Raw genomic sequence first — 20,933 nt, 5'->3', positions numbered from 1 at the left:
AATCCCGCCCTCCCCGGTTCCCTGCCGGGGAGGATTTTCATTTTTTGTTTTTCTTTTTCGGGAACTCCAGGCGGAAACTGGCTTTTCCTTCTTCCGTATCCAGGCAGAGATACGCCGCAAAGGTTCTTCCCTTCTTCTGGGAATACAGATCCGGCACATACGTCCGCCCATCCTTTAAAAGCTCCGCCGCCATCTTTTTATCCATCCTTTTCTTCATCCCGGACAGATACCGGTTCTCTTTCCAGAGGGCAAAGGCACACTCACGGCTGCCACAGAAGAAGTTTCTCTTGCTTTCATAGACCGGGCTGCCGCACACCGGGCAGACGCCGATCTGCTCTCTGGGATAAAAACGGTTTTGCTCCTCCACGGACAATTCCCCGCACTCCAGAAGCATCCGGTCAATCAGTTCCTCAATGCCGTCCAGGAACTCCTGTCCGGGAAGCTCCCCTCTTTCAATCTGGAGCAGGCGGTTCTCCCACTCCGCAGTCATGGCGGCTGACCGCAGATACTCCGGAAGCACCGAGATCAGGTCTGCCCCGTCCTGGGTAGCCAGAAGCTGTTTCCCTTTTCTTACGGCATAACCAGAAGATACCAGTTTTTCAATAATGGACGCCCTGGTTGCCGGTGTGCCAAGCCCTTTTTTCTCTGTTTCCGCATCAAACTCCCGGTTTCCGGCAGTCTCCATGGCAGATAACAGGGTATCCTCGCTGTAGGGTTTCGGCGGTGTTGTAAAATGCTCGGATACGCTTACCGTAACCGGATGGAACGTCTGGCCTTCTACCACATCAGGAAGGAAAAATTCCTCCCCTTCTTTCCGGCTTTTTACGCCTAAATGCTTACGGAACTCTGCTTCTATCGCTTTCCATCCTATTTGCTGAATGACTTTGCCTTTTGCCGTAAATATTTCCCCGGCACAGGATACAGTGATCTCTGTTTCCTGATAAATGTATTTCTGCGCCCCGGCACAAAGCAGCCGGACACTGATGAGCTGAAGGATGTCCTGTTCCCCTTTGGACAGCTCCTGCAGCTCATATGCCTTTAGCTCTGCCGTGGGGATAATCGCATGGTGATCTGAGACTTTGCTGTTATCCATCATGCGCTCTACGTCCGGCTCCAGCGGATAGAGAGAAGAAAAGCCATATTTCTCACACGCCATTGCAACCGCCTGCCGTGCAGTCTGCCCCATATCCTCTGTCAAATACTGGCTGTCTGTCCGGGGATATGTCACCAGTTTTTTTTCATAAAGGCTCTGGGTAAAGTCCAGTGTCTCCTTTGCCGTATAGCCAAAATAACGGTTGCTCTCCCTCTGGAGCGTGGTCAGATCATACAGCTTCGGCGGAGAAACAGCCTTTTCCGTTGATACGCAGGATTCCGCCACGGCTGTCCCGCCCTCACAGGCTTCCTGCAGCCGCCGGACTTCTCCGGTGTCAAACAGCTTCTCTTTTACCGCCTCCAGCCCGCCGCAGTCGAAATGGAGGTTATAGTATTTCTCTTTCTGGAAATGGGTGATCTGCTCTCCCCGTTCCACCAACATTGCCAGGGTAGGCGTCTGTACCCGTCCTACTACCAGGCGTTTAAAATATTTCGTGGTGTAAGCCCTGGTAGCGTTCATCCCAATGAGCCAGTCCGCTTTCGCACGGCAGACCGACGCTTCGTAGAGGTTCCGGTATTCTGCGCCGTCTTTCAGGCAAGAAAATGCCTCCCGGATAGCAGAATCCTCCATAGAACTGATCCAGATCCGCTTGATGGGCAGACGGCTTCCGGACAGTTCATAAACCCGGCCAAAAATCAGCTCCCCCTCACGTCCGGCGTCACAGCCGTTGACCACATACTCCACATCCTTCCGGTTCAGCAGCTTCTTTAAGACTGCAAACTGCGTCTTTTTATCTTTCGCCACAGCCAGCCGCCATTCATCCGGCAGGATGGGAAGGTCAGTAAATTCCCACTTCTTATACTTTTCCCCATAGTCCTCCGGCGGCACATACTCCGCCAGATGCCCCAGGCACCAGCTCACCAGCCATCCGTTTCCTTCCAGATAGCCTTCCTGACGCTTCTTAGCCCCTAATACTTTCGCATAGGCCAGGGCCACGCTGGGTTTCTCCCCTAAAACCAAATACATCGGATACTCCTTTCCGGCTTTCGCCTGTATGAGAAAGGGCAGCCAATTCCCTGGCTGCCCCCTTCTAATACCTTTGCTTTCATCAACACTTATGCTTTATTATTTTCTTCCTCTGTGGAACCGTCCTCTTCCGGCTGATCTTCATTGACGTAAGTACCGCCGTCATAGAACTCCAAGTCCTCCCCGTCCTCCTGAGACTCCTCTTTCTTCGGCTTCACAACCTTAAAATAATAGCCGGCTCCAATCGCTCCCGCAGCCAGGACGCCAACTGCCAGGAGCGCCCCGGTATTCCTGCCGTCCTCCTCTTTCGGCTGTACCGGTTCTGATCCGGTTTCGCTCTCCGTCTCGCTTTCTGCCAACGCTTCCGTCTCCGGGATCACCACCTGAGGCACTTCTTCCGTCTTTGTCTCATCCAGAAACTCCGCCAGATCATTTTCATCCACCATGGAGAGCATATAGACATTTTCCGTATTGCTGGATCGGTCTAGCACTAAAAAGAACGTGTTTCCATTTTTTGTCTGTATCGTCAGAAATTCTTTCGTTCCATCCCCCGTCTTATCATCCAGCACTTCCCCGTTTCCCGGAATGGAAAAAGGCGTTTCCCCGCCCTGTGTTTCCTCCTGGGGCGTCCCTTCCGTCTGCCCCGCAGCCTCCTGCTCCGGGATCACTGTCCCTTCGTTTTCTGATATCGGTTCTGTGGCTGCCTCTGTCTGCTGTGGGTCTGGCACATAAGCAAAAGCTGTCGTGGCGGTGGAGGAAAAGATGCCTCCCGCCACCGCAAGCGCCATTACCCAGCGGTTAAATTTCTTCATGCTTCCTGTCCTCACTTTCCGGCGCTGTCTCCTGCGCCTTTTCTTCCATATCTTCTTCCGGCTCTATGCCGTCTTTCCCGTCTGTTTCTTCTGGCCCCTCTGCCATGATGGGAATAGAAACTGTCCCATCCTGAATCCCTTCCAGAAGCTCTAACATCTGGTGGCTGTCCAGCTTCATGGAGCGGATGGTTTTTATAATCTCCTCATTCTCAAGCTGTTCTGCCAGCAGTTTCAGTTCTTTTAAATGTTCCTGCCACTCGTCGATCTTCTTCTCCGTTTTCTGGATCTCATCCAAAACCCGGTGCAGCTTCCGGTTCATGCCTTACACCTTCCTTCTAAAAAAAATTTATCCATGGATGCGTCCAAAGGCCAGGAAATGCTCCTGCCAGTAGGACGATGCTATACTGGTATACTGGATAGGGTTCCCGCAGTGGATCATCATGTTATCGCCCACATAGATCCCCACATGGCTTGCCCCCGGCGTATCGTAAGTCCCCTGGAAAAAGACCAGGTCTCCCGGCTTTGCTTCCGACGTGGAAACCTGGGAACAGTATCCCATCAATCCGTCTGTAGTCTGCCTGCCGATATTCCAGCCATTGCCGCAGTTATTGATCACCCAGCTCACGAAGCCTGAACAATCGAAACTGGTAGACGGGGAACTGCCGCCCCACACATAGGGATACCCCAGATACTTTTCCGCCTCATGGATCATGTTGGCAAATTTCTGGTCGGTCAGGGCTTCTGCCGGAATCTCATAGCCAAAATCACCACCCCCGCCTGGAAGGGTTTCTGTATCGAACAGATAATCCCTGTTTCCATATGTGCCGTTATACAAGTCATACCGGCCTTCCTCATTCTCATCCATCAGCTCCCGCAGCACGGCGTCCAGCCCATGGTTAGTGAGTGTCACATCCAGACGGTTCACTTCCTGTGTGGTTGTCACTTCCACTTCCTGGCTTCCATTATCGTCCGCAATATAAGCTTCCCAGGTCTGGTGCCCGTGGGCAGATGCAGCGGCATGGTCGCTGTAATATACATCAAACTGTACCCCGTACCGGGCGAAAGCACCCGTATCCTCCACCACATACTCTACGCCATTCATAATGACTTTTGTTCCTATTGGCACAAAAGGATTAGAAGCATCCACGGCAATGGTATGGTTGGCTGTGGGATAGACACCACTTGCCGTAGGACCGCCGGCCCATTGCCCGCAGCAGATAGAACAACTGCAGTAACCGCTGGTTACGACCTGCCCCAAGGATTCCCCCACCCGCACCATTTTTGTTTCTGTCACGGTTTCCCGTGTGCTTTCCGTGGCAATGCTGTACTGGCGCTGAAAAATTTCCTCCACTTCATCCTTTACCTGTTCATAGGTAAATTCCCCATATTTTGCAGAAAAGTAAGAAATCAGGTGATACGGGTTGTGAGAGATTTCATCAATCTGATAGCGGTACTCGTCATATCCGGGATAGCGGCTTTCCATGCTGTTGATCTGTTCGTTCAGCGCCGCCTCCAGCGCAGAATACGCATCCTCCACTGCATAAATATCCTCGTCCGTACTCCCATAAGTGGTACTGGCAATGGTAGAAGCCGCTCCACCCTGGATGGAAGCGCCGCAGCTTGCCATCAGGGAAGCGATCATCACAAAGAACAGCATGGCTGCCGCCGCAATGCCCAGGATGCCTTTACTCCTTGCAAACACAGAAGAAGCCACGCTCCTTGCTTTAGAAGCAATGGTCTGCGTGGCTTTTACTGTCCCTGCCGCTGTCTTTTCTCCTTTTTTCGCTGCCCGGTACGCTTTCTGATACTGGCGTTTCTGCCAGAACTTCTGCAGGATTCCCTTTTTGGCCTGCTCTGCGCTCTTTACCGCCTGCGCTGTTATCTCACCGCCTTCCTGTGCTGTCTCATACAGAAGGCTTCTTGTCCCCCTTTCAAGGTAACCGGCTTCCTGAAGGCGGACGTTTCTCTTATGGAGGCCACGGCTTGTCCGGTGCATGGCATAACGGAGGGCGCTTTCTGTCATCAGCTCTGCCCGGTGGACTCCTTCCACGGCAGTGTTTTCCTGCTCTGCTTCATGGGTTTTTCCATGGACGTAAACAGCGGCGGAACCTGCCGCCGCTGAAACTGCCTTCTTTGAAATCCCCATACCGGCCCCACGCACCATGCCGTTTCCTTCATCCCCAAAGGATAAACGCTTCGCCTTCTTCTGTTCTTTCTGGATCTGCTCCCGTTTGGTTTTCCCTTTGATCTCCTCCCGGAAGTCCTCCATGGCGGCGGCATCCTCCGGTTTCCCTCGCCCTTTCCGGGCATACTCCTGCACCAGCTTTTTCTTCCGCAGGTGGGAAACCTCTGACACGGATTCCAACAACACTGACGTATCGGACGGATGCCCCCGGATGTTTCCGGAGCGGAAGGACTGCTCCCGGATACTGTCATGGGCGGCAGATGCCGGATTGTCCTCCCCGGCAGGCTCCGTCTGTCCCGGTTCTGCCGTATTCCCTGTCACAGAACCGGGAAGGATTGCAGGATTAGTTCCGGCTAAATCGCCTGTCTCTACGTTCTCCCTGCCGGCGGCATGAGGAGAAATATCCACTGGCCGCCCTGCCTCCGTCTGATTCTTTAATTTCTGCCTTCGTTTCCTGCCCTCTGATGGTTGCTCCGGCTCTTTCTCCTGCCGGGAGAAGGAAACATCCTCTGCCTGTTTTAGCAGTATCCGTTCCTCCCGCTCCCGGTGGCTGACACGGACAGTCTCCCCATTGTACAGGTTTTCCTCCGTCAGTCCGTCCCGGTTCATCTTGCGGACAGTTTTATCCCTGGCTTTGTATTCCTGATCCTGCATATACAGTTACCACTCCCCATTCTTTTCAAACACTGTTAATAATTCTTTATCATGATCTCCAGGTAATCTCCCATAGTGCTGCAAGAAGCCATGTTGTTCTGCCTTACCATTGGCACAATAGAGAATTGTTGATACAATGTCCGGATAAAAGGACAATCATTGTATGTCAGTAAAAATTTTCCTTTTAAACTTACAAGAACCTCTTTTAGCCGCAAATGGTCTTTTTCACTGAAAGAATCCCTATAATACTTTTCTGCTTGAAAATATGGTGGATCAAGATAGAAAAAGGTATCTTTTTTGTCATAAAGGATAAGCAGTTTCTCAAAGTCCATCTGCTCAATCACAGTATTTTTCAATCTTTCCTGAAACTGTTCTAAATTTCTGACCGTATTAACCAATGATACCCTTGCTCCGCTGAAATCCTGCAGCTTTGCCCCGAAACTACATTTAATTAGCACAAAAAACCGGGCTGCTCTCTGTATATCCGTCAAGTCTGGATTTTGATAATTGTGCAAGGCGTCCTCAAAAAATTCACGGGAAACAAGGCACCACTTTAGTTCCTCCTGCAGTGCCTCGCCATGATATTTTATGCACCGGAAAAGATTTACCAGGTTATGGTTCCTGTCGTTATATACTTCCACTCTGTTGTCTCTTTCTCTTGCAAACAGCAACCACGCAGCTCCTCCAAACACTTCCACATATCTTGTGTAGTCTTCCGGAAACTCTGCTAAAATCTGTTTTCTTAGAAGTCTCTTTCCGCCTACCCATTTAATACAACTGTTCATTCCGTCCGCTTCCTCCCTTCCTGTTGCTCCAGGTCAGATACTTTGGTTGTCATCAACGAATACAGACGCAGGGACTTATCGAACTTGTCCTTAAAGGGGATAATGGTGCTTCCATAAAAGATCAGCCCCTCTCCCTCCCCGCTGTTCGTCACATAAGATAGCTGATGAGGTGATATGTTGAGCTGTTTCGCTAAGATCTGCCGATCTCCCGCTGCCTGGTTAAGCATATAAATAAAATCCGAGTTTTCAAAAATGTTCTCAATTTCCCGGCTGGCAAGCAGGTCTTTAATGTTCTGTGTGATGCCTGTGGGAATGCCGCCCCACTTACGGAAACGCTTCCAGATCTCCACGGAATAAGCTGCTGTCTGCTCCTCTTTTAAAAGAAGATGGAACTCGTCTATATAGTACCGGGTAGACTTATGCGCCGCCCGGTTGACTGTCACACGGTTCCACACCTGATCCTGAACAATCAGCATCCCCAGCTTTTTCAACTGTTTCCCCAGGTCTTTGATATCAAAGCAGACGATCCGGTTGTTCAGCTCCACGTTGGTACGGTGGTTAAATACTTTTAAGGAACCGTTGACGTAGATTTCCAGAGCTGTAGCGATCCGCTGTGCCTGCACTTCTTTCTGCTGACGCAGACAATCATAGAGATCCCCCAGAATGGGCATATTTTCCGGCACCGGCGCTTCAAAATATTTCTGATACACCAATGGTAAACAGCGGTCAATCACCGACTTTTCCTCCGCTTCAATCCCGTTGCGGCTCCCCATGATCAGCTCACACAGGGATAGGATAAAATCACTCTTAAATCCCAGCGGGTTATCATCATCTGAGTAATCCAGGTTGATGTCCATGGGATTGATATAGTCATGGCTTGTGGGGGAGATATGGATTACCTGCCCACCCAGGGCATTGACCAGGGGATAATATTCCCCCTCCGGATCTCCGATAATAATATCGTCCTGGGTAACAAAAAAGGCGTTAGTAATCTCCCGCTTTGCCGAAAAGGATTTTCCAGAGCCAGGTGTTCCCAGGATCAGGCCGTTTGGATTTTTCAGCTTCTTCCGGTCAACCATAATCATGTTGTTGGAAAGGGCGTTCAAGCCATAGTAAAGGGATTCCCCTTCCATAAATAATTCCTGGGTTGTGAAAGGCACAAAAATAGCCGTAGATGTGGTGGTCAGCGCCCGTTTTATAGGGATCAGGTTCAATCCCAGCGGGAGACTGCTCATCAGCCCCGGCTCCTGCATATAATCCAGACGGCGCAGGGAACAGTTATATTTCTGCGCAATGCCCGCCGTCTGGAATACCGCATTGTCTAATTCCTGCTTCGTCTTTGCCGTATTCAGAAATACAATCGTCACCAGGAACATCCTCTCATTTCTGGACTGGAGATCTTCCAGGAGGCGCTTTGCTTCCCCGCCGTAAGTATTCAAATCCGACGGGATAATGTCCATATCGTATCCGGAACGCACTGCCTTTTTCTGCTCCTCGATCTTCATCCGGTTAATGTCCGTCACCTTGCTTTTCACCAGTTTGATGGCTTTCATCTGGTCTAAAGACTGGATATGCAGGTTGACGATCAGGTTCCTGTCCATATCCAGAAATTCCGCCAGCATCCGGTCAGTCAGCTCCGGGGCCAGGATCTGCAGGTAGGACACTGCCCCGATGGTATTCCCCATCATAAAATCTTTCCCACTCTTAAACAGGAAACTTGTAGGGGCGATAAAGTCCTTTGTCCCCATGCCGGAACGCATTACCTGGTCGAAAGAAAACTGGAAAGGCACTTTCTCCTCCGGGTTAAATGTCTCGTACATGATCTGCAGACGCTCCCGGCCATCCAACGGGTAAGCGGACACGCCAAGCACTTTGAAGTTATTCAGGATGTCTGTCTCGATCCGCTCCAGCTTCGGCTTTGCCTCCCGGATATTTTCCGCTTCCACGCCAAAGGTAATGTACTTCGTCCGCACCAGGCCGTTATTGCCTTTGGCAAGCTGATTTTTCAGCATTTGTGCGTATTCCATGCGCACATCATCAAAAGCGTCATGCCGGGGCTTGATCTGGATGACCGATTCAAATTCCTTCATGTTGCTGTGGTGGTTGATGAACGACAACTGGAAATGGATACTGCTGTCAAAGTAATTGAGGAAATCACACCAGTTTTCAAAAATAGCATTTTTGTCCTCATTCTGTGCCAACTGATAGTTAATGTCGTAAAAACGGATGGTTTTGGAATAATATTTATCCTGCACCCGGCAGATTCCATCCCTTGCCATTTCCCGGTAGGGAATGGACTTCTGGGCGGACAGACGCTTCTCCTCTGCCTTTTTATCTGCTTTCTTCTTTGCCCCGTTCACGGTACTACTCACAGCTTTCTGGCGGGCAGCATGTTCCGGATAGGGCTTTCCCGGTCTTTGGACACCCCGCTCAACGGATGCGCTTTTCTGTCGCTGCGCAGGCTTGCGTTTCTCTCTTTTTTCTGCTTTCTTCCGGGCCTTTTCCTCCCTTGCTGCCTGCTTTTTTGCTGCTTTCTTTGCTTTTTTCTCATAGCGGGACAGCCTGCGGTACTTCCTCTTTCTCCGCTTATCGACTACGATTTCTTCTCTTTTTCCCAAGATGATCCCCTCCTTTCCTGTCTTTCCAGACAGTCTCCGGCGGCTCCATTTCATAAAAGTTCTCCACCTCATACCTGCGGACAGCAGGCTTTAAGAATTTCACCGTCACGATATTCCACAGGATTTTCTCCAGGGGAAGCCCGTCTCTCTCATACATGGCAAACATAAATGCCGGAAGCATGAGAAGCACCATGCCGGTGGCGGCGTTGGTGGTTCCGATCCACTCCCGTGTGAGAAAATAAAAAGGCAGCCCGATGGCCGCCGCTGCTGACAGACAGATGAGCTGTCTTTTTGTCAGGTTCAAGACTACTTTGTTTTTTACTTTCGTCAGGTCTTTTGGTACACTGACAAACGCCATAAAATCACATGCCGGAGAAACTTATCCGCTGCAGTCTGCACATTTCTCCGGCTGCTCCTTTCCTCTGTTTTCCTGCAAATTTTCCATATCCAGGGAGCTTTCTACTTCATTTCCCCATACATCCCATCCACCGGACTGCCGCCTTGCAAACAGTTCAATCCGGGGAAGATCCCCCATCAGTTCTACAATACGCTTCCTGGCTTCTTCCGGTTTCTTGCTATGCTCCTGCAAAGGGCTGACAATAAGCTGGAATACTTTTTTTGATATTCTTTTCGGCTTTCCTCTTACTGCCAAAAGACAGATTTCCGCATTGGATCGAGTCCAGTATCCTAAGCCAAAGAAATACCCTTTTCCTGATTTATTCTGCTTGATCCAGACAAAGGCAACTGTCTTGTAGCAAAATCCCCATGCTTTGATTACTTTGAACGCTTCTGGTAATTGAGGGAATGTCACCCACAAAAACAGCGCACAATCCTTATCGCAGATTTCCTGTACCGGCAGACTGCAGATTTCTTCTATCCCCATTGTAGAGTAATGATTCTCCGCAACTCCCTGCCCTTTTTTCATCTCATATCGCCATGGCGGATCGGCATAAATAATGTTGTATTTCTTCTGTTCCATCCCGTCGCCTCCTAATGCGCATTGAAGATCGAGCGGCTTAAACTTGCCGTTTTCATCAGGCTGAAACAGAGAATTACCGTATAAGCCGCTATTCCGAAAAGGGCTGAGTGCATGTTGTCGGAGATTTCAATGGTAGATACCAGCACCGCATAAATGCCGACGCACACCATCATGAAAAATCCCTGGAATCCCAAGGCTAAAAGCCCACGGAAATAGTTGTTTCCCACCTGCCCCCATTCCCGGTTGGAAAGGGTGGCAAAGGGGATCGGCGCAACCGAGGTGTAAAGGTAGATCTCAATCATACGGCCATACAAAATGACCGTGATCAGGACAGATAAAATCTTCATGCACAGGCTCACCAGCATACTTTCCAGGGCAAGCACTACCAGCTCCCCGATGTTCATAGATTCCATCGCCGTCTCCATAGCGTCCAGCATGGTTTCCACGTTGATCGCTGTATCGGAACTGATCACGCCTCCCGCCGCATTGACCACATATTGGCCCACGTCAAAGACAGCCATAGTGATCGTAAACGTATTGGATACCATCCAGACCGCTACCCACATCTTGAAGAAATACTTAAAAAACATCCAGGTGTCAATCTCGTGCATGTTATTCTTTTCCGTCAGCATGGTAATCAGCTCATAACACAGGACAAAAGTAATAATCATCCCCGCAATGGGAATGATCACCGAGTTAGAAAGGTTCTGTATCAGGCTGAAAATACTGCCGTTCCACCCCTGGGGCGTCTGTCCAACCTGAGACGCAATCTGCCCGGTCTTATCATTGACATCGGTAAACATTGTCGTCAGGTTGGACGTCACCATCCCGGTCAGGAGATCCCTCATCCAGTTCTCGATTGCCTCAAAAATGCCATCGAACATACATGAGTCCCCTTTCTACATCAGAATAGCCCTCCAAGCAAGGGGATCAACTGTGTTCCAATGAGGACAACCCCACCTCCGGCCATGAGCTGCTTAATTCCCTGTGACTTAGCCCCTGGATTGTCATTTCCGTATCCCTCCAGCAAGTTAATAACGCCCCATACTGCAAGGCCGGCTCCAATAGCCACCACAAGTGTCTGCAAAATAGAAATTGCCGAGCTAAAAAATGCCATATGCTACCTGGAAACCGGATTCCTTTCTGTCTTACCGGCAGAGACAAAAAAAGAGCCGCCATCTTTCCATAGCCGCTCAAATCTTCCGGGAATCCGGTTCCCTTATCCTTTCTCTTTTATTTTGCTGTTTCATTTATAATCTGTCTCTGCCTGCCGCTATCTTTTCCCGGCTCCGCCCGGATCGGCGGCCATAAGTGTATGATTTTTACCAGCGGCAGAACAGTCTTCCTTGACTTCACCAGGCGCATTTCCCAACATCCTTCAAAATAATCTTCTGGAGAATCCGGCCGGGAAAGCGCACGGACAATAGCCGCCAGAACATCAACCGCCTCTGTAAAAAAATCCATAAACTCCCCTTTCCAACTTTGCGACATTGTGTCGTAAAGTTCTGATGCTGCAAACTTTGCGTCATGGTGTCACAGAGTCCGTCGCTGCCTCCAATCGATCCATGACTTCTTTTAAAACGGAATATCTCACGCCAAATACATACCGGGCGAAATTCTCCAACTGTTCCTGACCATATTCCCCCAGGGGCATCCGGCGCAGTTCATACCAGACCGCCCGCTTATAATAAGGGAGATCTGAAAGATACTGACAGCCGATTTTTGCCTGCATTTCTTTAAATAAATCACTCATTCACTTTCCTTTCCCTCTACTTCAAAGAGGTCAAATGCCTCTTTCATCCGCAGTTTCAACGTATGCTTCATATACGCCTCCACATCAAAACTGTTCTTTTTGTCATAGTCCGACAACAACTTATATCTCTTGTGCCGGGTAATATCGAACTTATCGCTGAAAAACGGGCGTACTCCACGAAGCTGCAGGATACACTTATTCCCGTCCATCACGGCAAGTTCATCCCGGCTCATCAGTTCTTTTCCGGTTTTCTGATAATTTAGGCCGTAAGACCGGCTCTGCCCACGGGTATCCGAGGTGTTATAAAGATCAATCGTTTCTTTCCCCAGCGTCTCTGAGATTTCCTTTAACGTGGTGCCCTCTTTGCCTCCCAGGAACAGCATGGTATCGCAGTTGCCGAGAATTGTTTCTGCGGCATCCTTATAAATGGTCTTTAACTGGCTCTGGGACTGTAGAATAATAGAAGCCGAGATTTCCCGGCTCCGGATGGTTGCGATCAGCTTATCAAATTTTGGAATCTGCCCGATATTGGCGAACTCATCAAGCAAAAGCCTTACATGATAAGGGAGCCGTCCCCCATGCACATCATCCGCCCTATCGCAGAGCAGGTTGAAAAGCTGGGTATACATAATCGCCACGATAAAGTTAAAAGTATCATCCGTGTCAGAGATAATCACAAACATGGCTGTCCGCTGATCCCCCAGCATATCCAGTTCCATCTCATCATAACTGGTCAATTCCCTAAGCTCCGCTATATCAAAGGGGGCAAGCCTGGCCCCGCAGGAAATAAGGATGGATTTTGCTGTCTTGCCCGCCGCCAGCTTATATTTCTTATACTGGCGCACAGCGAAATGCTCCGGCTTCTCCCGTTCCAGTTCCTCAAACAGTTCGTCCACGGCATTTTTAAATTCTTCATCATCTTCCCTGGCTTCCGACGCATTGATCAGCTCTAAAAGCGTGGAAAAGTTCTGCTCTTCCGCCGGCGCTTCATAGTAGATATAGCCAATCAGTGCGCAATACAAAAGCCTCTCGGCTTTCACCCAGAAATCTTCAGAAGATTTCTCGCCTTCTCCTTTGGTATTTGCAATGATGGTATTCACCAGTTTTAAAATATCCTTCTCACTGCGGATATACATGAAGGGATTGTAGTGCATACTTTTCTTGAAATTGATGGTATTCAGCACCTTGATCCTATACGGTTCATACACTATCTCCCCGTTTTTATCACGCTCCGGCTTCCCATCTTTCATCTTCGGGGAACCTCTCTGCAGCATCTTCCCGCATTCCACCAGGATCGTGCCTTTCGGGTCAGTGACTACATAGGAAACATTTGGTGTCATCTGCATTAAATTCGGCTTCACATAAAATCTGGTCTTGCCGGAACCGGAGCCGCCAATTACAATCACGTTTTTATTTCTGGCATACTTTGACAGCTTCGGACGGCTGTTCATGGTAAGCCGCTCTGTCTGCGTTAAAAGGATATTGTTCTCAAAGACCGGATCAATGAAAGGCGCTATATCCTTCTGCGTCCCCCACCGGGCGGAGCCGTACTCCACGCCCTGCCGGTATTTCTTTGCATTTTTCCCTTTCAGATACACCGCCAGCTTCACAAGGACAGCGCCTATAACGCCAATGCAGAGATCCTGGGGATGAAAGCTGGGAAAGACGTTCTGAAATGCCAGGGAAAAATTCAGGAAAAGCACCCCTAACTTTTCGATCAGGGAATCCCCGACACAGTACCGGTACAGCCATGCCACCTTGTCTACGAGATAGAATACAATTCCATAGGGAAGGTTCCGGATCAGGAGCCGTTTCCAATCCACAGACGGCAGATTGCCCTTGACTGTCTCTGATAACTTCTTCCTGCCTTTTTCCAGAAACAACGTTACTGTTTCTTTTACAGACCTGTTATTTTTCCGTTTTACAGTTTTCTTCTTACTCAATGCTCCGGCCCACGCTCCTTCTGACGGTTCTTCTCCCGCTCCCGGTGCTTTGCCTGCCGCTCTTTTGCCAGGGACAGCTTTTTCCGGACAGATATTTTCTTACTCTTTTTTAACTGCCAGCCTGTATATTCCTTAAACGCAGCCGTCATAGACGCTTCATCTTTTGCCCCAAAAAACACATAGTATCTGGGCGGCTCCATGGAACAGTCTTTTTTCAGGCAGTAATCCACCTCATATTTCCGGGCATATTTCTCAAAGGATTTTATATTCTTATCCGTAATCTCAATATTGGAGAGTTCCTTCTTTTCCGCCTTAAGCTGTTCCATGCTGATTTTTCCACGGTAAGAAATACTTTTATCCGGATCTCCCTTTGCGGCAGATTTCTCCGCCTGCTGTTTTTCTCTCCTTTCAATTTCCTGCAGATATTTCATCAAAACATTTTTTAATATCCGGGCAGAAATTTTTCCTCCGCTGATACACAACGACACAACCTTTTCATTGACTTCATCCTGCATATCGGATCACCTTCTTTCCCTTACTTTTATCGGCACTGCCGCAGATCCAGAAGAATCTTCTGCAGGCAGTAGCCGATACAGGGGGAGTGCTGTCCATAAGGGCAGACCTTACAATCTCCAAGCATCCCATTTTCTCTGCAGATACTATCCTGTCTTTCTTCCGGCAAAAGATAATAACAGCGCTTCTTTGTACATTTCTGTTTCCTGCTGTGCCAAAAGTAACAATAAGCACAGTCCTGGGGCTTATCCGGCGCATATTTCCCTCTATCCGTTTTCCCCGTCTGCATCCTGCCTGCCTTTCCATTCCAGTTCTTCCAGGAGCCTGTCCTCTCTTGCACCGACCAAAATACAGCAGTACAGTCCAAATAAGAGCAGGAACACCAGTATCCCACCTGCAGCAATCAACCATTTCATTTCTATCCACCTCTTTTTCAACTCAAAAAAGGGCGCTCATGGAAAGCCCACGGCTGTCCACAAACGCCCAATCCTATCGTATCAATCCTGTTTCTTTTTTCTTGCTTTCATCCAGACAACGGCGGCAATGGCCCCCGCAAGACCCAGACCGCTGGAAATCATAAGCGCCGCAATCGGTGTGTGATCCCCGGTTTTCGGTGCATCTACCGTGGTTGTCGGTGTTTCCGGCGTCTCCGGCGTTTCTTCCGGCTCCGCCTCATCTTTCATCACAACTTTCTGAATCTCACCGGTATCTTTTACTTCAAACTCTACATCCTCCGCAATCAGATAACCTTCCGGTGCGGATTCTTCATGGAGTGTGTACTTCCCAATGGGGAGCATCTCGATATAATGCGGTTCCTCCGTGGAAGTCCAGCTCTCTACTACCTCGCCATTCTCGTCCAGGATGGTGAGCTTCGCTCCCGGCAGCTCCTTCCCGGCAATATCTGTCTTAGAAATCTCTACCTTTGTCACATCATCTTTCATCTCGATCTTCTGGGCTTCGGCGGTATCCTCCACAGTAAACTGGATGCTCTCCGCCGTCACATACCCCGGAGCCGGAAGCACTTCCGTCATGGTATAAGTCTGTCCGACCACCAGCTCCTTAATGATATGCGGCTCTTTGCCGGATACCCATTCATCCACAACTTCGCCATTTTCATCGGTTACAGTCAGCTTCGCTCCCTCCACTTCTTTTCCATCTGTCAGGGAAGTTTTGGTAAATTCAAAGACGGTCGGTTCATCCTCAAAGATAAATTCGTAAGAAACTGTCGCTTTATCAGAAGATTCCGCTGTAAAAGTAAACTCCTGCACCTCGTCTGTGGTGGCAAATCCCGGAGCCGGGGAAGTCTCTTTCACTACATAGGAAAATCCAATGGGCAGATCCGCCTCAAAAGTCAGTTTTCCATCCTCCCCGGTTGCTTTTTCCTCGATCACGGTTCCCGCTTCCAGAACCACATCCCCGTCTTTATTGGTAATATCCTCTTTTGCGGAAAGGGCAAACACAGCGCCCTCCAGTACCCGGTCAGTATCCTTTTCTTTCTTCAGGACAGATACTTCCGCCTTCTGGCGGTTATTCTGCCAGTCTCCATTCCAGGTAACTTCCGCTGTCTCCTGATCCACATAGGTCAGGTCAATTTCCCGGATTTCCCCGTCCAGCACATAGCCTTCCGCAGTCTCCTTTTCTTTCACATAGTATTTTCCAAGGGGAAGGCCAGACAGCTTCGCAATGCCTGTTTCATCTGTGGTAATCGTGGCAATCAGCTCATCCTTCTTATAATAATCCTCGCTCTCTCCGTCTGCCGCTTTGATGTCCTCCAGGGCATATACCTCAAAGGTTACATCTTTTAAAGCGCCGGTGATATATTCAAAGATATGGCTGATCCAGCCGCCAATGGTATCAACAAGTGTCACATCTTCCAGGAACTCGCCCTTCTTATTGATGATCAGCGTCCCTTCCGGAACATCGTCTTTCATTTCCACTTTCTGGATTTCCGCTGTATCCTCCACAGTAAAAGTGATTTCTTCCGCTTTCAGATACCCATAAGGGGCCAGCTCTTCCCGAAGCGTATAAGTCTCGCCTACGGTCAGCCGCTCAATCAGGTGTTCCTCTCCTTTCACGGAAGTCCAACTGTCTACGATATTCCCGTCTTGATCCAGGACGGTCAGTTTTGCGCCTTCCAGCTCCACGCCGGTTGTGAGATCCGTCTTTTTCACAGAAATCTTTGTCGGCTCATTTTCATATTCAGAGGCCAGTTCCACCACGGGAATCTCCTGCCCCTGATACTCTGCAGTCACTTCTACCACTTTATCGGAAGAAATATACCCGTCCGGTGCGGCTTCTTCTTTGATATAGTAGCGGCCAAACGGTAAGTCATTCATAAATACAGCTTTGCCGTTTTCATCAGACAGCGCTTTTCCAATCAGCGTGTCCGCTTTCACAATCACTTCGCCGTGTGCCAGAATATCCTCTTTGGCATACAGCCCAAAGACTGCTCCTTCCACAGTCGCCTGCGTTTCCGCATCCTTTTTCACTACGGATACTTCCACTTTCTGGCGCTCATTCTGGAAAACAGCTTCCTGTTCGATTACAGGCGTCTCCTGGTCTTTATATGTAAAAGTCACTGTCTGCGCTTCCCCATTTAGTACAAAGCCCTCCGGGGCGGTAGCTTCCACAATCTTGTAACTTCCAAGAGGAAGGTCAGTAAGATATGCTTCCCCATTTTCATCGGTAGTCACAGTTCCCACAAGCTCTCCGGCAGAGTATTCCAAGATACGGTTCCCCTCTGCGTCTTTCTGGAAGTCAGCGGTATAAATGTCCTCCGCAGCATACACCTCAAAGACTGCGCCTGCCAGGTTTTCTACTTCATAAACAAAGTCCTTGCTGAATCCGTCCAGGACTTCGCCCTGTTTTACGATTTTCAGCTTTCCTTTTACCGGATGGTTTTCATAAACCGCCTCAATCACCACATCCCCGGACACCGGGTCGATCTGGTAAGCGGTATCGGAATCCACGGCAATTTCAACATAGTTCTCATTCAGTGTATATCCGTAAGGCGCTGTGACTTCCTCAATCCGGTAATGCCCGATTTTTAAATTCTGGGGCAGGATCAGGTAGCCTTCCTCATCGGTGAAGAATGTCTTGTGAACCGTTGTTGTAGGATAGGTTGTCACCTGCTCAACGTATTCCTGCTTATCCAGATCATAGATCCGGAACTCTGTACCTTTGTGAAGCACCGGTTTTTTCGTCTCATCATCCTGCTTGATGATCTTCAGCTTTGCTTCAAATTCCTCGTCCAGAAGCACCCGCCATACCTGTGGCGTAGTTGGATTATGCTCTGTAATCCGCACGATAAAGTCGTCCACCGGCTTGTAATTATGGGGCGTGGTGGTCTCCCGGACAAGGTATGTACCATAAGGAAGGGCAATACTGCAGGCATATCCTTTCTCGTCCGTAAACATTTCTGTCGCCCCGTTCTCCCCGATCACCACCGGTTCTGCGGAATCGAAATCATAGCTGCCATCTTCCTTTACTGTAAGGTCAGAGAGCAGGTAGACGGTAAATCCGGCCCCAGACAGGAGATCAGCGTCTGTCTCCCCATTATTGGCTGCCTTGATGATCTCAAAAGGCTGCTTCTTTACCTGTTCCAGTGATACACACTCCCGCTCCACGGTTGCGGTCAGATCTCCTTCATAGCTGCACACAAGATCATGTTCACTCTCATCTGCCAGATACCCCACGGGAGGCGTGATCTCTTTGACAAAATACTCCCCAAGATACAGGTTTTCTACAGACGCTTCCCCGTTCTCGTCCGTGGTCAGCGTTGCCACCCGCTCGCCGGCTTTGTAGATCACCCCGGTTGCTCCATCCGGGTGTACAATATCTTTACGGGCATACAGGCCATACACTGCATTTTCCAGTGTGGCATCCCCTTGTGGAACTGCCTGGTTCGTCTCTGCGTCTTTTTTCTGCAGCTTGATCGTGGCATTCACACGCTCATTGACAAAGGTATGGGTAAATGTCACTTTCGCTTCGCTGTCATTGGTGTAAGAGAAAGTAAAGGAGTATACATCCTCCTGATTTCTCACATACCCTTCCGGTGCCTGGATTTCTTTCACATCATAAGAAAATCCAATGGGCAAATCCGCCGTAAAGACAGCTTTTCCGTCCTCTCCAGTCACCGCTTTTTCAATCAGCGTTCCCTTCGATACCACAACACTTCCATCTGCATTTTTAATATCGCTTCCCGCATACAATCCAAACACGCCGCCATCCAGAGGATTTAAGGTGTCCTTGTCCTTTTTTAATACAGAAACTTCCGCTTTCTGCCTGTCATTATGGAAGGTACTCTCGCTGAATACAGTTTCCACGTTCTGTCCGGCATAAGACAGTGTTACCGTCTTTTCCTCCCCGGCATTATAGAAATTCTCCGGGGCCTGCACTTCTTTAATGACATAAGTTCCAAGATGGAGGTTTTTCAGCACTGCGGCTCCGTCGGAATCTGTAGTCAGGTTCGCTTTTACCAGATCCCCTTTACTGTAGACTTTCGCTCCATAGGCTGTTACAATATCTGCTCCCGCATAGACGTTATACACAGCGCCCTTCTGCCTGCGGCTTTCATAACGGAAGGTTACACCATCATCTGTTATATCCGCTCCGGCCAGCACTTCCCCTTCTTTATAGATAGTCAGTTCCCCAAGCTGCTCCTGATCTGGAACTGTAACAGAAGTCTTCTGGTTTGCCACCAGGTTCACGTTATAAGAAGAAGTATTCAGGCGGTATCCGGTTGGAGCCGTGATCTCTTTTAAGTACACAGTATTCTGCGTCTTAATGATTTCTGCTACAGAAGAACCGTTTTTATCCGTTGCCGGCATCTGCGTGATCAGCTTTGTACAGTCTTTATCGCTGTAAATGCCAAACACAGCTCCAGCCAGCTTTGCGTCCGAGTGCTTAGAATCTACCTTAATCACTTCCACCTTTGCCAGCTCAATCCACTTCACCGAAAGGCTCACATACTTCTCATCTTCTACGCCTTCTCCAAACACCAGTGCCAGATCCTGTGTGTCACTTCCTGTCGTAATCTTATAGGCAGAATAGTCTTTGGTGATACTTCCCTGCATCTTTGCTGACCAGGAACCGGACACATCCTGCGTCTGTGTCAGCGGGGCAGTCAGGTAAAACCGGGTGCCTCCGGAGATGGTGACGTTTGCCCCCGCAGCACTGGCTTTTCCAGTACTGACGTTATGGAGTTTTACCCCATCCGGCAGATCCAGGGTAATCGTCTGCTGGCTGGATGCCTTGAACGTGATTTCTTCTGTCCTCTGCTGTTCGCCGTCCACATAGGCACTTACATTAGCATTGGAAAAGGACATCTCCACATCCGGAATATCCGGCTGGCTCACAGCATAGTTATAAAGTTCCTTTGCCAGCGCTTCCCCGGTACTGTTGGTTCCATAGAAGGCATCTACGCTTCCATTCGCATAGGAAGCTGCCAGATGGGTAACAATAAACCTTTTTCCGGCAGAAAAATCGGTGTGGTAGTGGTTAAAGAAATACGCTGATCCGGCCGCTTCCGTTCCGTAATAACACACCTTTGCCAGTTCCCGGTTTCCTTCCAGTTTTGTGATCTGGTATGTGCCGCTCCCCGGCCCCGGTTTTGACGGCTGGATACAGTAAGCTGTCGCCGTCACGTTCCCAAAAGACACGGTAAAGGGTGCTGTCACATAAGAGCCAAGCCCATAGTCTGCATAGTAATAATAGCTTCCCTGGGTAATGGTGACAGACTGTGACGCCCTGGCCGCCTGTGCCATGGGAGCCTGTGCCGTAAAGGTAACGCTCTCACCGTTTTCCAGTCCCTGAATATCAATGCCCTGATCCTCCGCCTGGAGAAGCACTTCCCCCAGCGTCAGTCCGCTTTCTTCATCTACTGTTTTCTGATCTTCTGTTTCCTCTAACGCCGCATCCAGAGCGTCCTCCGGCAACACTTCTGTTCCCTCCGGCAGTCCTGTCTCCGTTTCCTCCATGGTTTCTTCCACTGGCTCCGTCACTGCCTCCGTTGCTGTCTCTGTCTGCGGCTGTGGATCTGCGTCCCCGTCCTCACTATCTGGTTCTTCGCTCTCCCCGCCGGTTCCACTGCCGTCTGCATAGCTCTCCGCCTGTTTCTCCGCCACCGGCTCTTTTACAATAATGTTTCTGCAGATATGGTAAGACGGATGGCCGCTTAACGGCTCCACAAAATAGACCACTTTGTAAGTATCTGCGTGGTTCCCGTCAAAATCCTGCCCGGCTTCATTTTTTGCTTCATGGAAAGTCACCCGGACTTTTTCATCATGGATTTCCAAGCCGGAAAAATCCGATTCCACATCAAAACTGCTTCCTGTTTCCACTTCATAATCTTCCGCTGTTACCACTTCTTCTGCATCCAGATACTCCCGCACCGTCTCCAGTGCCGGATACTGTGCTTCATATCCTGCCGGCTCCGGCTCTGCGGCATAAGTAACCACCGGCTGTACCACGGAAGTCAGGATCGTCAAAAGCGAAAGCAGACCGGAAAGTATCCTTTTTCCTTTCCCTTTCATCAACTAAACCTCTCTTTCTTTGTTCCTTGACAGTCTCAC

At 49.5% G+C, this 20,933-nt stretch carries 17 protein-coding genes; all 17 read right to left on the bottom strand.

Going from position 1 to position 20,933, the window contains the following annotated elements:
- Positions 1-37: 37 nt before the first annotated feature.
- Complete coding sequence (locus tag BKD12_RS07890) at positions 38-2,119, bottom strand: type IA DNA topoisomerase (RefSeq protein WP_070088768.1); 2,082 nt, start codon at positions 2,117-2,119, stop codon at positions 38-40.
- An 89-nt stretch (positions 2,120-2,208) separates the two neighbouring features.
- Complete coding sequence (locus BKD12_RS07885) at positions 2,209-2,931, bottom strand: CD1107 family mobile element protein (protein ID WP_070088767.1); 723 nt, start codon at positions 2,929-2,931, stop codon at positions 2,209-2,211.
- Complete coding sequence (locus tag BKD12_RS07880) at positions 2,918-3,250, bottom strand: DUF4315 family protein (protein ID WP_070088766.1); 333 nt, start codon at positions 3,248-3,250, stop codon at positions 2,918-2,920. The genes BKD12_RS07885 and BKD12_RS07880 overlap by 14 nt, the downstream gene beginning before the upstream one ends.
- Before the next feature lie 27 nt (positions 3,251-3,277).
- Positions 3,278-5,770, bottom strand: a complete 2,493-nt coding sequence (locus BKD12_RS07875) for a C40 family peptidase (RefSeq protein WP_070088765.1) — start codon at positions 5,768-5,770, stop codon at positions 3,278-3,280.
- A gap of 35 nt (positions 5,771-5,805) precedes the next feature.
- Positions 5,806-6,555 (bottom strand): DNA adenine methylase, encoded by a 750-nt coding sequence (locus tag BKD12_RS07870; RefSeq protein ID WP_070088764.1) that lies wholly within the window; start codon positions 6,553-6,555, stop codon positions 5,806-5,808.
- Positions 6,552-8,927 carry a VirB4-like conjugal transfer ATPase, CD1110 family gene (locus BKD12_RS07865; protein WP_070088795.1) on the bottom strand — a complete coding sequence of 792 codons (2,376 nt, stop codon included), beginning with the start codon at positions 8,925-8,927 and terminating at the stop codon, positions 6,552-6,554. Before BKD12_RS07865 ends, BKD12_RS07870 begins: the two co-directional genes overlap by 4 nt.
- 214 nt (positions 8,928-9,141) lie before the next feature.
- Positions 9,142-9,531: a PrgI family protein gene (locus BKD12_RS07860; protein WP_070088763.1), complete on the bottom strand. Its 390-nt coding sequence runs from the start codon at positions 9,529-9,531 to the stop codon at positions 9,142-9,144.
- Between the two features lie 21 nt (positions 9,532-9,552).
- Positions 9,553-10,152 carry an MT-A70 family methyltransferase gene (locus BKD12_RS07855; RefSeq protein ID WP_070088762.1) on the bottom strand — a complete coding sequence of 200 codons (600 nt, stop codon included), beginning with the start codon at positions 10,150-10,152 and terminating at the stop codon, positions 9,553-9,555.
- Between the two features lie 11 nt (positions 10,153-10,163).
- Positions 10,164-11,036 (bottom strand): VirB6/TrbL-like conjugal transfer protein, CD1112 family, encoded by an 873-nt coding sequence (locus BKD12_RS07850; protein ID WP_070088761.1) that lies wholly within the window; start codon positions 11,034-11,036, stop codon positions 10,164-10,166.
- Positions 11,037-11,056: 20 nt separating this feature from the next.
- Positions 11,057-11,269, bottom strand: coding sequence for a Maff2 family mobile element protein (locus tag BKD12_RS07845; RefSeq protein WP_070088760.1), 213 nt, complete (start codon positions 11,267-11,269; stop codon positions 11,057-11,059).
- Positions 11,270-11,385: 116 nt separating this feature from the next.
- Positions 11,386-11,616 carry a hypothetical protein gene (locus BKD12_RS07840; protein WP_070088759.1) on the bottom strand — a complete coding sequence of 77 codons (231 nt, stop codon included), beginning with the start codon at positions 11,614-11,616 and terminating at the stop codon, positions 11,386-11,388.
- 61 nt (positions 11,617-11,677) lie between these two features.
- A complete protein-coding gene (locus BKD12_RS07835; protein WP_070088758.1) occupies positions 11,678-11,905 on the bottom strand; it encodes a hypothetical protein in 228 nt (75 codons plus the stop codon).
- A complete protein-coding gene (locus BKD12_RS07830) occupies positions 11,902-13,737 on the bottom strand; it encodes a VirD4-like conjugal transfer protein, CD1115 family (RefSeq protein ID WP_242872740.1) in 1,836 nt (611 codons plus the stop codon). Before BKD12_RS07830 ends, BKD12_RS07835 begins: the two co-directional genes overlap by 4 nt.
- 107 nt (positions 13,738-13,844) lie before the next feature.
- Positions 13,845-14,363, bottom strand: coding sequence for a PcfB family protein (locus BKD12_RS07825; protein WP_070088757.1), 519 nt, complete (start codon positions 14,361-14,363; stop codon positions 13,845-13,847).
- 26 nt (positions 14,364-14,389) lie between these two features.
- Complete coding sequence (locus BKD12_RS07820) at positions 14,390-14,650, bottom strand: hypothetical protein (RefSeq protein ID WP_235853201.1); 261 nt, start codon at positions 14,648-14,650, stop codon at positions 14,390-14,392.
- Positions 14,628-14,777, bottom strand: a complete 150-nt coding sequence (locus BKD12_RS16910; protein WP_164689914.1) for a hypothetical protein — start codon at positions 14,775-14,777, stop codon at positions 14,628-14,630. Before BKD12_RS16910 ends, BKD12_RS07820 begins: the two co-directional genes overlap by 23 nt.
- Positions 14,778-14,858: 81 nt before the next feature.
- A complete protein-coding gene (locus BKD12_RS07815; protein WP_070088755.1) occupies positions 14,859-20,894 on the bottom strand; it encodes a SpaA isopeptide-forming pilin-related protein in 6,036 nt (2,011 codons plus the stop codon).
- Between the last annotated feature and the right edge of the window lie 39 nt (positions 20,895-20,933).

Source organism: Merdimonas faecis (assembly GCF_001754075.1).
Taxonomy (GTDB): domain Bacteria; phylum Bacillota; class Clostridia; order Lachnospirales; family Lachnospiraceae; genus Merdimonas; species Merdimonas faecis.
This window is presented reverse-complemented; position numbering and strand designations above follow the sequence as displayed.

Coding starts and splice junctions, on each gene's coding strand:
- BKD12_RS07835 (WP_070088758.1), bottom strand. CDS start 11,905: ATGAGTGATTTATTTAAAGAAATGCAGGCAAAAATCGGCTGTCAGTAT.
- BKD12_RS07870 (WP_070088764.1), bottom strand. CDS start 6,555: ATGAACAGTTGTATTAAATGGGTAGGCGGAAAGAGACTTCTAAGAAAA.
- BKD12_RS07880 (WP_070088766.1), bottom strand. CDS start 3,250: ATGAACCGGAAGCTGCACCGGGTTTTGGATGAGATCCAGAAAACGGAG.
- BKD12_RS07855 (WP_070088762.1), bottom strand. CDS start 10,152: ATGGAACAGAAGAAATACAACATTATTTATGCCGATCCGCCATGGCGA.
- BKD12_RS07815 (WP_070088755.1), bottom strand. CDS start 20,894: ATGAAAGGGAAAGGAAAAAGGATACTTTCCGGTCTGCTTTCGCTTTTG.
- BKD12_RS07850 (WP_070088761.1), bottom strand. CDS start 11,036: ATGTTCGATGGCATTTTTGAGGCAATCGAGAACTGGATGAGGGATCTC.
- BKD12_RS07845 (WP_070088760.1), bottom strand. CDS start 11,269: ATGGCATTTTTTAGCTCGGCAATTTCTATTTTGCAGACACTTGTGGTG.
- BKD12_RS16910 (WP_164689914.1), bottom strand. CDS start 14,777: ATGAAATGGTTGATTGCTGCAGGTGGGATACTGGTGTTCCTGCTCTTA.
- BKD12_RS07875 (WP_070088765.1), bottom strand. CDS start 5,770: ATGCAGGATCAGGAATACAAAGCCAGGGATAAAACTGTCCGCAAGATG.
- BKD12_RS07820 (WP_235853201.1), bottom strand. CDS start 14,650: ATGCAGACGGGGAAAACGGATAGAGGGAAATATGCGCCGGATAAGCCC.
- BKD12_RS07885 (WP_070088767.1), bottom strand. CDS start 2,931: ATGAAGAAATTTAACCGCTGGGTAATGGCGCTTGCGGTGGCGGGAGGC.
- BKD12_RS07890 (WP_070088768.1), bottom strand. CDS start 2,119: ATGTATTTGGTTTTAGGGGAGAAACCCAGCGTGGCCCTGGCCTATGCG.
- BKD12_RS07825 (WP_070088757.1), bottom strand. CDS start 14,363: ATGCAGGATGAAGTCAATGAAAAGGTTGTGTCGTTGTGTATCAGCGGA.
- BKD12_RS07840 (WP_070088759.1), bottom strand. CDS start 11,616: ATGGATTTTTTTACAGAGGCGGTTGATGTTCTGGCGGCTATTGTCCGT.
- BKD12_RS07860 (WP_070088763.1), bottom strand. CDS start 9,531: ATGGCGTTTGTCAGTGTACCAAAAGACCTGACGAAAGTAAAAAACAAA.